Origin of the sequence: Methylocella silvestris, assembly GCF_002891535.1 — a bacterium.
GTDB lineage: Bacteria > Pseudomonadota > Alphaproteobacteria > Rhizobiales > Beijerinckiaceae > Methylocapsa > Methylocapsa silvestris_A.
On the sequence record NZ_PDZR01000001.1, the window covers coordinates 610,300 to 622,896 of the forward strand.

The 12,597-nt window shown below is 64.3% G+C and carries 12 protein-coding genes; 8 read left to right on the forward strand and 4 right to left on the reverse strand.

Annotated elements, in window-relative coordinates; all coding sequences use genetic code 11:
• The first annotated feature begins 19 nt into the window (after positions 1-19).
• The 8 genes from CR492_RS02870 to recO all read left to right on the forward strand — a co-directional run bounded on the left by CR492_RS02870 (position 20) and on the right by recO (position 10,001).
• Positions 20-922, forward strand: coding sequence for a phosphatidate cytidylyltransferase (locus CR492_RS02870; protein ID WP_102842160.1), 903 nt, complete (start codon positions 20-22; stop codon positions 920-922).
• Between the two features lie 153 nt (positions 923-1,075).
• Positions 1,076-2,314, forward strand: a complete 1,239-nt coding sequence (gene dxr, locus CR492_RS02875; RefSeq protein ID WP_180982393.1) for a 1-deoxy-D-xylulose-5-phosphate reductoisomerase — start codon at positions 1,076-1,078, stop codon at positions 2,312-2,314.
• An 89-nt stretch (positions 2,315-2,403) separates the two neighbouring features.
• Complete coding sequence (gene rseP, locus CR492_RS02880; protein WP_102842363.1) at positions 2,404-3,549, forward strand: RIP metalloprotease RseP; 1,146 nt, start codon at positions 2,404-2,406, stop codon at positions 3,547-3,549.
• A gap of 361 nt (positions 3,550-3,910) precedes the next feature.
• The gene (bamA, locus tag CR492_RS02885; RefSeq protein WP_102842161.1) at positions 3,911-6,361 is read left to right on the forward strand and encodes an outer membrane protein assembly factor BamA; all 2,451 of its coding nucleotides are present in this window, start codon (positions 3,911-3,913) and stop codon (positions 6,359-6,361) included.
• A 202-nt stretch (positions 6,362-6,563) separates the two neighbouring features.
• Positions 6,564-7,613, forward strand: a complete 1,050-nt coding sequence (lpxD, locus tag CR492_RS02890; protein ID WP_102842162.1) for a UDP-3-O-(3-hydroxymyristoyl)glucosamine N-acyltransferase — start codon at positions 6,564-6,566, stop codon at positions 7,611-7,613.
• Positions 7,614-7,761: 148 nt separating this feature from the next.
• Positions 7,762-8,235, forward strand: coding sequence for a 3-hydroxyacyl-ACP dehydratase FabZ (gene fabZ, locus CR492_RS02895; RefSeq protein WP_102842163.1), 474 nt, complete (start codon positions 7,762-7,764; stop codon positions 8,233-8,235).
• A 30-nt stretch (positions 8,236-8,265) separates the two neighbouring features.
• Complete coding sequence (locus CR492_RS02900; RefSeq protein WP_102842164.1) at positions 8,266-9,237, forward strand: quinone oxidoreductase family protein; 972 nt, start codon at positions 8,266-8,268, stop codon at positions 9,235-9,237.
• Between the two features lie 20 nt (positions 9,238-9,257).
• Complete coding sequence (recO, locus tag CR492_RS02905; RefSeq protein WP_102842165.1) at positions 9,258-10,001, forward strand: DNA repair protein RecO; 744 nt, start codon at positions 9,258-9,260, stop codon at positions 9,999-10,001.
• A gap of 40 nt (positions 10,002-10,041) precedes the next feature.
• Here recO and rpmG read toward each other — a convergent pair whose 3' ends face one another.
• The 4 genes from rpmG to CR492_RS02925 all read right to left on the reverse strand — a co-directional run bounded on the left by rpmG (position 10,042) and on the right by CR492_RS02925 (position 12,580).
• Positions 10,042-10,209 (reverse strand): 50S ribosomal protein L33, encoded by a 168-nt coding sequence (gene rpmG, locus CR492_RS02910; RefSeq protein WP_012592792.1) that lies wholly within the window; start codon positions 10,207-10,209, stop codon positions 10,042-10,044.
• 105 nt (positions 10,210-10,314) lie between these two features.
• Positions 10,315-11,508: an MFS transporter gene (locus CR492_RS02915; RefSeq protein ID WP_102842166.1), complete on the reverse strand. Its 1,194-nt coding sequence runs from the start codon at positions 11,506-11,508 to the stop codon at positions 10,315-10,317.
• A 27-nt stretch (positions 11,509-11,535) separates the two neighbouring features.
• Entirely contained in the window at positions 11,536-12,027 is a 492-nt protein-coding gene (locus CR492_RS02920) for a DUF983 domain-containing protein (RefSeq protein ID WP_102842167.1), read from the reverse strand.
• A 91-nt stretch (positions 12,028-12,118) separates the two neighbouring features.
• Positions 12,119-12,580, reverse strand: a complete 462-nt coding sequence (locus CR492_RS02925; protein WP_245411932.1) for a DUF302 domain-containing protein — start codon at positions 12,578-12,580, stop codon at positions 12,119-12,121.
• Positions 12,581-12,597 lie beyond the last annotated feature (17 nt).

Genomic DNA, 12,597 nt, shown 5'->3' on the forward strand with positions numbered 1-12,597 from the left:
GACGCCGGTTGCGCCTTTGATGAGAAATAAGGGCGCCCAACACACGCGCGGCCTCGCGCCGCGGCCCGCCAAGGGCCTCGATTGGAGTCGTCCCCGGCGGCGACTGACCGATCTTGCGCCGCGCGTCGCCTCCTCGCTTGTGCTCGCGGCGGCGCCGCTGACCGCCGTCTGGCTGGGCGGCGCGATCTTCTCGATGATCTGGTTCATCGCCACCCTCGCGGTCGGCTGGGAGTGGCAGACGCTGATCGGCGCAGCGCGGCCGCGTCTGCGCTTTCTTGCCGCGGCGGCGGCGCTGGCCCTTGCGACCTATCTCGCGGAGCAGCAGCATTATCTTGCCGCCTGCGCGATTTTGGCCCTCGGCGGCGCTCTCGCCGCGCTTGCGGCCGATACCGGCAAGCGCGTTTGGGCGTTCTGCGGCGTGCCTTACGCGGGGGCGCTGATTGTTTCGGTCAGCCTGCTCTATTTCTCGCCGACGGACGGGTCACGGGCGATTTTTTGGCTTTGCGCCACGGTGTGGGGAACCGATGTCTTCGCTTATTTTGGCGGAAGGCTGATCGGCGGTCCAAAACTCTGGCCGCAGATTTCGCCATCGAAAACCTGGTCGGGAACGCTCTGCGGCGTTGTCGCCGGCGCTTTGCTTGGCGCGATCGTCGGCGCGCATGGCGTCAGCGGGACGCGGCTGCTCGCGCCGATCTTCGCGCTGGGCCTCGTGACGGCGATCGTCTCGCAGGCGGGCGACATCTTCGAATCCTTTGTCAAACGCCGCTTCGGCGTCAAGGATTCGAGCGCCCTGATTCCCGGTCACGGCGGTTTCATGGATCGGCTTGACGGCTTCATCGCGGCCGCCGCCTTCGCTGCCTTGGTCGGCGCCTTGCACGGGGCGCCGGGCGCCTCCGCCGCGGGCCTGTTCGACTGGGGTTAGAGCGATTTCGAGGGAGCTTCGTTCTGCGGCCGATTGGCCACAGCCCGGCCGAAACCGCAGCCTGGCTGCTACCCATTTGTTTTCTGCCATGATTTTATCTTAGCAGGCGCAGAGCGCGCCCGAGGCGCCATTGGGGCGTGATGGGATGGGGCCATGAAAAAAGTCGTTCAACTGCGGCCCTCCCGCTCGGGCGAGGCGAGTTCGCCTGACGCCGATTCACGCCGCGTCGTGCTGCTCGGCGCAACCGGCTCCATCGGCCGCTCGACCGTCGAGATCATCAACGGCGCCAACGGCGCCTTCAGCGTGGCCGCCGTCGCCGGCGGCAGCGACGCCAAGGCGCTCGCCGCCGTCGCGATCGAGCTTGGCGCCGACTTCGCCGCGCTTGCGGATCCTTCAGGCTATGCGGATTTGAAGGCGGCCCTGTCGGGAACCGCGATCGAGGCGGCGGCCGGCCCCGAGGCGGTGATCGAGGCGGCGCTGCGGCCGGCCGACATCGTCGTCGGCGCCATCGCCGGCGCCGCCGGCGTCGCGCCAACCTTCGCCGCGCTGGCGGCCGGGCGCACCATCGCGCTCGCCAACAAGGAATGCCTCGTCTGCGCCGGGCCGGCCTTCATGCGTCAGGCGGCGGCGTCGGGAACGAAACTTTTGCCGGTCGACAGCGAGCACAACGCCATTTTTCAGGCGATGGGCGACGCCGAATTATCATCCGTCGAGATGATCACCCTGACGGCTTCCGGCGGCCCGTTCCGGACCTGGAGCGTCGAGGCCATCGCCGCCGCGACGCCGGAGCAGGCGCTCGCCCATCCGAACTGGTCGATGGGGCCGAAAGTCACCATTGACTCGGCCGGCCTGATGAACAAGGGGCTTGAAGTCATCGAGGCGCATTATCTGTTCGGGATCGAGACGGCGCGACTCGACGTGCTGGTGCACGCGCAATCGGTGGTGCACGGCCTCGTCGCCTTCTCGGACGGATCGGTATCGGCCGGCCTTGCTGCGCCCGACATGAAGGTGCCGATCGCCCATTGCCTGTCGCATCCGCGCCGTCTCGTCACCAAGGCGCGACGGCTTGATCTCGCCGCCATCGGCCAACTGACCTTCGAGCGTCCGGATTTCGACCGCTTTCCGGCCCTGCGCGTCGCCCTCGACGCCTTGCGCGCCGGCCGCGGTCTTCCTACTGTATTGAACGCCGCCAATGAGATTGCCGTGGAGGCCTTCCTGAAGCGGCGCATTTCGTTCCACGAGATCGCCAGAATCGTCGAGCAGGCTTGCGAGGCGGCTTTGTCCGATGGCGTCGCGCGCGAGCCGGAAACGATCGACGAGGCGCTTGCGATTGATTGCGCTGTCCGTGAACGCACGCGCGCCCGTTTGCCGGGGATCGCAGCGGCGTCGTAATCGGCTCGGTCGGCGGCGGTTTGGAATTTTCGGCGCCGCCCGTGGCGCCGGGGGCGGCGCGCGAGACCGCAGTTCGTCTGGAGAGCCAATTGACGATTTTTACCCATATCTGGTCGGCCGGCGTCTACATCATCCCGTTTATTTTCGTCCTGAGCACGGTCGTGTTCTTCCACGAGCTCGGTCATTTTTTGGTCGGGCGCTGGTGCGGCGTGAAGGTTGACGCTTTTTCGCTCGGCTTCGGGCCGGAGCTTTTTGCCTTCGTCGACCGCCATGGCACGCGCTGGCGCCTCGCCGCGCTGCCGCTTGGCGGCTATGTGAAGTTTCACGGCGACGCCAATGGAGCGTCGATGACCGATTCGGCGGCCGCCGCCTCGATGACGCCGGAAGACCGCGCGGTCAGCTTTTTCGCGCAGCCCGTGGCCAAGCGCGCCGCGATCGTCGCAGCCGGTCCGATCGCCAATTTCATTCTCGCGATCGTCATCTTCACCGGGGTCTTCTACGTCAACGGCCGCGCCGTGCTCTCTCCTCTGGTCGACGCGGTGTCGGCGGGCAGCGCCGCCGAGGCGGCGGGATTCCAGCCGGGCGATCTCATCGTCTCCATCGATGGCAAGAAGATCGACAGTTTCGAGGACATGCAGCGCATCGTCCAGGTCTCGAGCGACGCCATGCTCACTTTCGGCGTCGACCGCTCCGGCAGAACCATCGAACTCGTGGCGACGCCACGGCGGCGCGACGTCTCGACCCCGTTCGGAACGACGCGCGTCGGCGTTTTGGGGGTTGAAACCCGCGGCAAGCCCGACAGCTGGCGCGTCGAACGTTATGGCCTGATCGAATCCTTCGGCCGCGCGACCTCGGAAACCTGGTATGTGGTGGCGCGCACCGGGTCCTATCTCGGCGGCCTGGTGATGGGCCGCGAATCGGCCGACCAGCTCTCGGGCCCGATCCGGATCGCCGAAGTCTCCGGCGAGATGGCCAAGATCGGCATAGCAGCGCTGCTCAATCTCGCTGCCGTTCTCTCGATTTCCGTCGGTCTTTTGAACCTGATGCCGATCCCGCTGCTCGACGGCGGTCATCTCTTCTATTACGCGGTTGAGGCGATCCGCGGCAGGGCGCTCAACGAAAAGGCGCAGGAATTCGGCTTCAAGGTCGGCCTCACACTTGTCGCCGGGCTGATGATATTCGCGACCTTCAACGACATCCTGCGCCTGACGCGCCAGCTGATGCGCTGGGGCTAGGCTACGAAAGTTTGGATCTATTCAATCCAAACCAGGAACACGATCGATTCCAAGTCTTTCGAGTATGAGGTCGCCGAGGTAAGTCTGCGCTTTCGGCGTCATGCTCTGGCCTGTCATGCAATTGAGGTAAAACATTAACTTTAATGTTTAACCCTCTAATCACCGCAAAGCGTGTCTTGATCGCCACGCTCGGCCCAAAACGCCGCAATTGCGGGAATCTTCGTTTGCAGGCTTGGGCAAAGCTTGTAGAAGCAAAGTCCAAGGGTTCGCGACCCGGCGGCAGTTCGCCCAAAAGTCAGCAGGATCAGTCCTGTGGCTTTGGGTCCCGCCGCTCGGCAAGCGCGTGTGGAGACCGGTTTTTATGCAGTCTGTGCGTCGTCTTATGAACCGGCTTTTCGTCGCTGCCGCCGTCGCCGCCTGGTTGGGCGGCGCTCTCCCGGCCGCCGCCGCGGGTATTTCGGTGCAGGGCAACCACCGCATCGATTCTGACACCATCGACAGCTACTTCGCTGGCTCGGATCAGGACTCGGTCAACAAGGGCGTCAAGGCGCTCTATGCGACTGGCTTGTTCTCCAACGTGCGCGTCCTGCATGAAGGCGGCCGCGTCGTCATTGTGGTCACCGAAAACAATGTGATCAATCGCGTCGCCTTCGAGGGCAACAGCAAGGTCAAGACCGAGATTCTCACGAGTGAAGTGCAGTCGAAGTCGCGCGGGCCCTACAGCCAGGCGACCGTCGACGCCGACATCGAGCGAATCAAGGACGCCTATCGCCGGTCGGGCCGCGCCGCCGCCAAGGTCACGGCCCGCACGGTCGATCTGCCGAACGGCAAGCTCGACGTCGTCTTCACCATCGACGAGGGCGACAAGACCGGCGTCAAGCAGATCAATTTCGTCGGCAATCAGGTGTTTTCGTCCGGAAAACTGCGTGATCTCATGCAGACGACGGAAATGAATTTCATGTCCTTCTTCAAGACCTCCGACGTCTATGATCCCGATCGGATCGCTTCGGACCTTGAACTGATCCGGCGCTTCTATCTGAAGAACGGCTACGCCGACTTCCGCGTGATCGGCTCCGACGCCCAGTATAACGCCACCGAGGGCGGCTACGTCATCACCATCACCGTCGAGGAAGGGCCGCAATACACGGTCAGCGCCGTCGACATCGAATCGCATCTGCCGAGCCTCGACGCTGCGACGCTGCGTCCGCTCCTGCGCCTCGCGCCCGGCGAGATCTACAACGGCGACATGGTCGAAAAGACCGTCGACGCGATGACCAGGGAAGTCACGACGCACGGCTTTGCTTTTTCACAGGTGCGCCCCCGCGGCGACCGCGATCCGGCGGCGCATACGGTGGCGATCGTCTTCGTCGTCGAAGAAGGGCCGAAAGTCTATGTCGAACGGATCGTCGTGCGCGGCAACACCCGCACGCGCGACTATGTCATCCGTCGCGAATTCGAGATCGGCGAGGGTGACGCCTATAATCGCGTGCTGATCGAGCGCGCTGAGCGGCGCCTCAACAATCTCGGCTATTTCAAGAAGGTGAAGATTACCAACGAACAGGGCTCGGCGCCCGATCGCGTCATCGTCATCGTCGACGTCGAGGATCAGCCGACCGGTTCGCTATCGGTGTCCGGCGGCTATTCGACCTCCGACGGCTTCATCGCCGAGGTGGCGGTCACCGAGACCAACTTCATGGGCCGCGGCCAATATGTGCGCCTCTCGGTTTCCGAGGGCCAATACGCCCGTGGCGCCGAATTCAGCTTCACGGAGCCCTATTTCCTCGGCAACCGTCTCGCCGCCGGCTTCGACATCTACGCCAAGCAGTCGAGCGTCAGCTCCTATTCCTACTACAATAATTTCGTCACCGGCGGCACGGTGCGCTTTGGCCTGCCGATCACCGACGAAATCACCTTCTCGCCGCGTTATTCGCTGTTCAACACCTATATCTCGATCCCGAACAATTCGAGCTATCCTTACAATGATTGTAACAGCCCGATCTGGGGAACGACGCCAGGCACCTATAATTGGACGACGCTTTCCTATTCGAACAACTGTCTGTCCAATGGCGAGGCCTCTCTCGCCCTGAAGCAGGCGGCGGGCAATACGCTCACCTCGATGTTCGGATATACGCTCTCCTACAATACGCTGGACAACAACAAGAGCCCGACGGGCGGCATATTAGCTGAGCTGAGGCAGGACATCGCCGGCGCCGGCGGCCAGTCGCAGTTCATCCGCACCACCGGCGACATTCGCTATTATCGCGAGATTTTCGATCAGGTGGTGGGCATCGTCCATCTGCAGGGCGGCGATATCTTCTCCTATGGCGGCAATTCGCTCCGCATCGTCGACAATTTCAATCTTGGCCCGAGCCTGGTGCGCGGCTTCGCGCCGAACGGCATCGGTCCACGCGACGTTTCGAGCGGCTATTACTACTCCTCAGGCAATGCGCTTGGCGGCACGTCCTATGTCGGCGCCAGCGCCGAAGTGCAATTCCCGATCTGGGGCCTGCCGCGGGACATCGGCCTCAAGGGCGCGTTGTTCGCCGACGCGGGCAGCCTCTGGAACTATACCGGCAAGACGAACTTCAGCGTGAACGGCGTCTGTACGCCTAACAATGCGGCGCCGCTTTATACGCAGGGCAATTGCGTCACGCTCGGCGGCAATTCCTTCAGTATCCGGTCCTCGGTCGGCGCCTCGATTATCTGGGCCTCGCCGCTCGGCCCGATCCGGTTCGATTTCGCCAAGGCCCTTACGAAGGACAACGCGGACCAGACCCAGTTCTTCCGCTTCACCGGCGGTACGACCTTCTAAAATATGACGCGGAGAAGCCCCTGAGGCTTCCCCGGTCGGACCATGGGTGATCGATGATTTGGAGAGCGGGGCGCCAGTCGGCGCGCCTCGCTCTCAGTCTTTATCGCGGCCTTGATGTGGTTTCGTCTCAAGACATGCGTCTAAAACGCAGCGAGCGCCGTCGAATTCCGGTATCGGACGGCTATTCCCGGCCAGCTCCTTCATGAACGATCCGATCTTCTTCTTGCGGGCAAGGCAGTTTTCGCTCGCCGAACTCGTCGCCCTCACCGGGGCGCGGCCTGCCGACGGCGCCGACCTGTCGCCGCAGGTCTATGGCGGCGCGCCTTTCGAAGAGGCGGAGCCCGGCGATCTCACCTATTTCGCCCATCCGAAGCGGATCCATCGGCTGGCGGACACTAACGCAACCGCCTGTTTCCTCGCCGCGCGCCACGCCTTCGCCGCTCCGCGCGGGACCGCCGCGCTCGTCACGGACGCGCCAGAACAGGCTTTCGCGCAGGCTCTTGCGGCAATGTATCCGTCCGCCTTGCAGGAGGCTTCGCCTTTCGCCTCGGCAGGGGTCAATCCGGGCGCGAGCGTTCATCCAGAGGCGCGACTGGAGCCCGGCGTCGCGGTAGATCCTGGCGCGGTGATCGGGCCGCGCGCGGAGATCGGCTCCGGCTCGATTGTCGGCGCAAACAGCGTGATTGGTCCCGGCGTCAGGATCGGGCGCGACTGCTCCATCGGCGCGCAGGTCACGATCGTCAACGCGCTGATCGGCAATCGCGTTAGGCTGCGCTCCGGTGCGCGCATCGGCCACGCCGGCTCGCCGCAAAATCGAGCCCGCGCAGCGACGCCCCAGATCGGGCGCGTCATCATCCAGGACGATGTCGAGATCGGCGCCAACGCTGCAATCGATCGGGGCTCGGGCCGCGACACCGTGATTGGCGAGGGCGCGATCATCGGCAATCTCGTCGAGATCGGCCCCGATGTGACGGTCGGGCGCAACTGCCGCATCGCGGCGCTGGCTGTCGTCAGCGGATCGGTTGAGATTGGCGATTTCGCCCGGATCGGCGCGCAGGCCGGCGTCGGCGGAGATCTTTGCGTCGGACCCGGCGCGCATATCCTGCCGCAGGCCTGGGTCGCAAGCGATGTGCCGGCCTTTGCGCGCTATGCCGGATCGCCCGCGCGCCCGCTGCTGCGCGGGTTGCGCGCTTTGGCTCTGGTCGAGCGCCTCATCCGGCCAAAGCCGCCGGATCGCGGACCAGGCCAATAATGCCGCACGCCGCCGTCTTATAGTTGCGACCCCGTATTTTGCTTTGGATGGCGGCGTCCGTTAGATGATCCAAGCAATTTTTGCCCGCTAGAGGGCGGCGCGTCCGGTTTACGTCGGCTGCGCGCGGCGAACCGGAAAAGGCGCGAACATGAGTGAGCTGGCGGCGACGATCGAATCTTTCGACATCCTGCAGCTGTTGAAACATCTGCCGCATCGCTATCCCTTCTTGATGGTCGACCGCATTATCGAGGCGCGGAGCGATGGATCCGGCGTCGGCGTCAAGAACGTCACCTTCAATGAACCTCATTTTCAGGGTCATTTCCCGGGCCGTCCGGTGATGCCCGGCGTCCTTCTGGTCGAAGGCATGGCGCAGACCGCCGGGGCCCTTGTGATCCGGGCGCATGCGGGCGATGGCCCTGCGCCGCTCGTCTATTTCATGAGCATCGACAAGGCGAAATTCAGAAAGCCGGTGACGCCCGGCGATCGCGTGGAATTCCATATGAAACCGACCAACAACAAGCGCAATATGTGGTGGTATTCGGGCCGCGCGCTGGTCGACGGCGTGCTCGTCTGCGAGGCGGATATCGCCGCGATGATCGCGCCCCCCGCGCCGGCGGCGTGACGCCGCGCGGCCCTTTCAAGGATAAAGCTGATGGTCAAGGCAGTGCGCGTTCGTGAGACCGGCGGTCCGGAGGTGATGCGGATCGAGGATATTGAAATCCCCCCGCCCGGGCGCGGCGAGGTGGTCATGCGCAATTATGCGTGCGGCGTGAATTTCATCGACGTTTATCGCCGCGAAGGCCGCTACAAGGCGCAGCTGCCTTTCACGCTCGGCGATGAATCCGCCGGCGAGGTCGTCGCCGTCGGCAAGGGCGTCAAATCTGTGAAAGCCGGCGACAGGGTCGCCGCTTTGTCGACGCTTGGCGGCTATGCCGAGGCGCGGCTCGTCAACGCCGATCGGCTGATCAAGCTTCCGAAGTCGTTTTCCTATGAGACCGCCGCGGCGATGTTGCTCAAGGGACTCACCGCCCAATATCTGCTGCGCCAGACGTTCAAGGTGAAGAAGGGTCATCGCGTGCTGGTCCATGCGGCGGCGGGCGGCGTTGGTCTGATCCTTTGCCAATGGGCGAAGGCGCTCGGCGCGCAAGTGATCGCCACGGTTGGAACGCTCGAAAAGGCGGCGCTGGCGAAAAAGGCCGGCGCGAAACACGTCATTCTCTATCGCAACGAGGATTTTTCCGCCCGCGTCAAGGAGATCACCAAGGGCGAGCTCTGCGACGTCGTCTATGACGGCGTCGGCAAGGCGACGTTCCCGGCTTCGCTCGACTGTCTGCGGCCGCTCGGCCTGTTCGTCAGCTTCGGCTCATCCTCGGGGCCGGTCGACGCCTTCGACATTGGCCTTCTCGCGGCCAAGGGGTCGCTCTTTGCGACCCGGCCGTCCCTTAACACCTATGCCGCCACCTCTGAAGCGCTCAACGAAATGGCCTGTGATCTCATCGACATCGTCGCCAGCGGCAAGGTACAGATCGCTCTTGGGGGAGCCTTTCCGCTGGAAGAGGCCGCCAATGTGCATCGCGCCCTCGAGAATCGCGAGACGACCGGCTCCCTCGTGCTGATTCCGTAAATCCTGCCCGGACATCAACGATGGAATGGCGCGATGACGGCCTCATTATCGGGGTCAGGCAATATGGCGAGGCGAGCGTCATTCTTGAGGCGATGACGCGCGGGCACGGCCGCCATCTCGGCCTCGTCAGGGGTGGTCGGTCACAGCGCATGCGCGCGGTGCTTCAGCCAGGCAACAGCGCCGAACTGGTCTGGCGGGCGCGGCTCGACGAGCAGCTTGGAACATGGGCCGTCGAGCCGACGCAGCTTCGGGCGGCCACATTGATGGCGAGCGCGGAGGCGCTGCATGCGGTTGGTCTCATCTGCGCGCTGCTTCGCCTCATCGCCGAGCGCGATCCGCACCCGGATCTTTATGAGACAGCCGTTTTGATCGCCGGACACATCGGCGATGAGCGGCTTGCGCCCTTGCTGGTGCGGCTCGAGATCGAGATTTTGCGGGAAACCGGCTTTGGGCTCGATCTGTCGCGCTGCGCCGCGACGGGAGCGAGGGAGGACCTCGCTTATGTTTCGCCGAAATCGGGCCGCGCCGTTTCCCTCGCCGCCGGCGCGCCCTATCGTGAGCGACTTCTGCCGCTGCCGCCCTTCCTGCGCGAGGAAGCGCCGGACGGCGAGCCGACCCCGCAAGACGTTCTCGACGGCTTCAGTCTAACCGGGTTTTTTCTCAAGCGCGACGTGTTCACGCCGCGCGGGCAGGGGATGCCGGAGGCGCGGCGCGCCTATCTTGCGGAGTTTTCCAAACGTCAGGAGCATTTTCCGACAGAATGAAGGCGTTCGGTCGGCGGGAAGTCGCAAGAGCCGCTGATGATTACTTGATCTTGGTTTCCTTGAACTCGACATGCTTGCGCACGACGGGATCATATTTCTTGAACGACAGTTTTTCGGTCTTGGTCCGCGCGTTCTTCTTGGTCACATAAAAATAGCCCGTGTCCGCGGTGGACAGGAGCTTGATCTTGAGCATAGCGGCCTTGGCCATCGGGGCAGTCCTTCGACAATAAGAAAACGCCCCGGCACGCGCGTCAAGGCGCGGGGGGCGACAAGAATGCTTGAGCGCGCGACCATAAGGATCGTCGCCGCGATGTCAAGAACGGGGCTTTGCGGAGCCTTCGCGGGCGCCAGCAAAACGCGCGATCAAAAGATAGATCGCAAGCAAAGCGGCGATTGTCAGGAAAAAACCGTGCGGTCCGAGCGCGTCCATGCCGGCTCCGATCAGCGGGGGGCCGCCCAGCATTCCGCCTGAATAGAGCATGACAAAAGCAGCATTTGCGCTCGCGAGCTCCGGCCCCTTGTAGCGCGCGCCGAGATAGCCGAGCGCGACGGCGTAGAAACTGCCCGCGACTCCGCCCCAGATCAGCAGCAGGGCGCCAAACGACAGCGAGGCGGAGGGCTCAAGGACAGAGAGAGCGATCGCCCCGACGAGGCTGACGAGCGCGATCATCATCAAGAGACGCCGGCGTTCGATCATGTCGGCAAGGAATCCGACGGGAAACTGAAACGCGACATTGCCGAGCGCGAACAGGGTGACGAACCACGCGCCGGCTTCCACGCCAAGGCCGGAACGGAGCGCGAAGACCGGCAGCAGCCCCATGCTTGCCGTCTCGATCGCGCCATGCAGCAGGCCGGCCAGCGTCGCCACCGGCGCGACGAGAAGAAAGGCCAGCACGGGCGTTGCAGAATGCGTCTCGATCGGCGGCGCCGATTTGCTGCCGATCACGATCGGCAGGGCGGCCGCGGCGAATAGCGCCATGGCGATCAGGAAGGGCGCGGAGCCGACCGTGCCGACGCAGGCGAGAATCAGTGGGCCGGCGGCAAAGCCAAGGGCGACGCTCGCGGCGTAGAAGCCGAGGATCGCGCCGCGCCGCTCGGGCGGAGCGACGGCGTTGATCCAGTATTCGCTGAGGACGAACAGCACAGTCAGGCCGACGCCGAACAGGGCGCGCAGACCAAGCCAGAGCCAGTAGTCGTCGCGGATCGCCATGGCGGCAAGGCAGAGCACGCATAAGAACAGAGCGGCGAACAAAAGCCGCCCGACGCCGAAGCGACGTGCGAGATCCGGGATGAAACTGGCGCTCGCGAGGGTAGCAAAACCGGCCGCCGCGGTGTTGATGCCGATTGCGCGCGCGCTGTAGCCCTGTTCGCCAAGCCTGACGGCGATGAGGGTCATGGTCAGCGACAGGCCGACGCCGACGATCGCCACGGTGGCGACCGCGCAGGCGATGGCGGCGAAGGGGGCGCCGGCGCGCCCGCTGGGAGACCGGCGCGGCTGATTGAGCATGAGTCCGATCCGAAAATTCCGCGGCGATCAGCGCGTGTTGGCGATCGCCGGCGCGGCTTGGGTGGCTGGCGCCGTCAGGATCGGCGCGGTCTGCGCTCCCGGCGCCGTTTCAAAGCCATGCATGCGCAGGGCCCATTGATAGGCGACCAGCGCGCCCTTGATCCGGGGCAAAAACCATAGCGACAACATGAGGGTCAGCGTCGGCCAGATCATGGCGTGAAGCCAGATTGGCGCATCCGGCCAGAATTCCTCGCAGGCGAGCATCAACGTGCCGATGATGTGCCCGACGACGAAAATCGTCGCATATGGGGGGGCGTCGTCGGCGCGGTGATGGTGCAGCTCCTCGCCGCAGTTCGGGCAGACTGGGTTGACCTTGAGGAAACGGCCAAAGATGCGGCCTTCGCCGCAAGCCGGGCAGCGCCCCATGAAGCCGCGACGAATCGAGCGCCACACCGGGCGATCCCGGCTGACGTCGTTTCCCGGCGCGACGGCGGCAAAACCCGGCGCAGGCGTAGCCATAAAAGTCTCCCTTTCGCTCATTTCATGTGAAATGGGCCTTTGCGGCCCGAATTGCCAGCGCTGTTGTCGTCGCAGGCAGACAGGAAGCTACTCAAGCGCTGGCGGCGCTCCTTGCCAGCACGGCGAGCGCTTTGCCGAGCGCGGCGACCGCCTTGTCGGCGTCTTGGCCGAGTTGATGTCTCGCGGCAATCCAGGCAGGCTCCGTGTAAGTCAGCCAGACCTTGTCGTCGGCGTCCTGCCAGATCAGCGCTTTCAGGGGGAGATCGATTCCGATCCGCTGGTCCGCCTGCATCAAGGGCGTTCCGGCGCGCGCATTGCCGAAAATCAGCAGCAGCGTCGGCCGCAACGGCAGGCCGGCCGCGGCGGCGCCGGCAGCGTGGTCGATCCGGGCAAACAGCGTCACGTCATGAGTCTGCAGCGCGGCTTCGAGCCGGCGCGCGGTCTCCGCGACCGCAAAGGCGCTTGGAATCGTCACCAATCCATCGTCCGTCAAGGTCGGCTCCCAAAGTTGCGCGGCGTCGCGACCGACGTCCAGAGCCTTTTCACAATTCATGGAATCGTGAAAAGGCT

Coding starts and splice junctions, on each gene's coding strand:
- CR492_RS02870 (WP_102842160.1), top strand. CDS start 20: ATGAGAAATAAGGGCGCCCAACACACGCGCGGCCTCGCGCCGCGGCCC.
- dxr (WP_180982393.1), top strand. CDS start 1,076: ATGAAAAAAGTCGTTCAACTGCGGCCCTCCCGCTCGGGCGAGGCGAGT.
- bamA (WP_102842161.1), top strand. CDS start 3,911: ATGCAGTCTGTGCGTCGTCTTATGAACCGGCTTTTCGTCGCTGCCGCC.
- lpxD (WP_102842162.1), top strand. CDS start 6,564: ATGAACGATCCGATCTTCTTCTTGCGGGCAAGGCAGTTTTCGCTCGCC.
- fabZ (WP_102842163.1), top strand. CDS start 7,762: ATGAGTGAGCTGGCGGCGACGATCGAATCTTTCGACATCCTGCAGCTG.
- CR492_RS02900 (WP_102842164.1), top strand. CDS start 8,266: ATGGTCAAGGCAGTGCGCGTTCGTGAGACCGGCGGTCCGGAGGTGATG.
- recO (WP_102842165.1), top strand. CDS start 9,258: ATGGAATGGCGCGATGACGGCCTCATTATCGGGGTCAGGCAATATGGC.
- rpmG (WP_012592792.1), bottom strand. CDS start 10,209: ATGGCCAAGGCCGCTATGCTCAAGATCAAGCTCCTGTCCACCGCGGAC.
- CR492_RS02915 (WP_102842166.1), bottom strand. CDS start 11,508: ATGCTCAATCAGCCGCGCCGGTCTCCCAGCGGGCGCGCCGGCGCCCCC.
- CR492_RS02920 (WP_102842167.1), bottom strand. CDS start 12,027: ATGGCTACGCCTGCGCCGGGTTTTGCCGCCGTCGCGCCGGGAAACGAC.
- CR492_RS02925 (WP_245411932.1), bottom strand. CDS start 12,580: ATGAATTGTGAAAAGGCTCTGGACGTCGGTCGCGACGCCGCGCAACTT.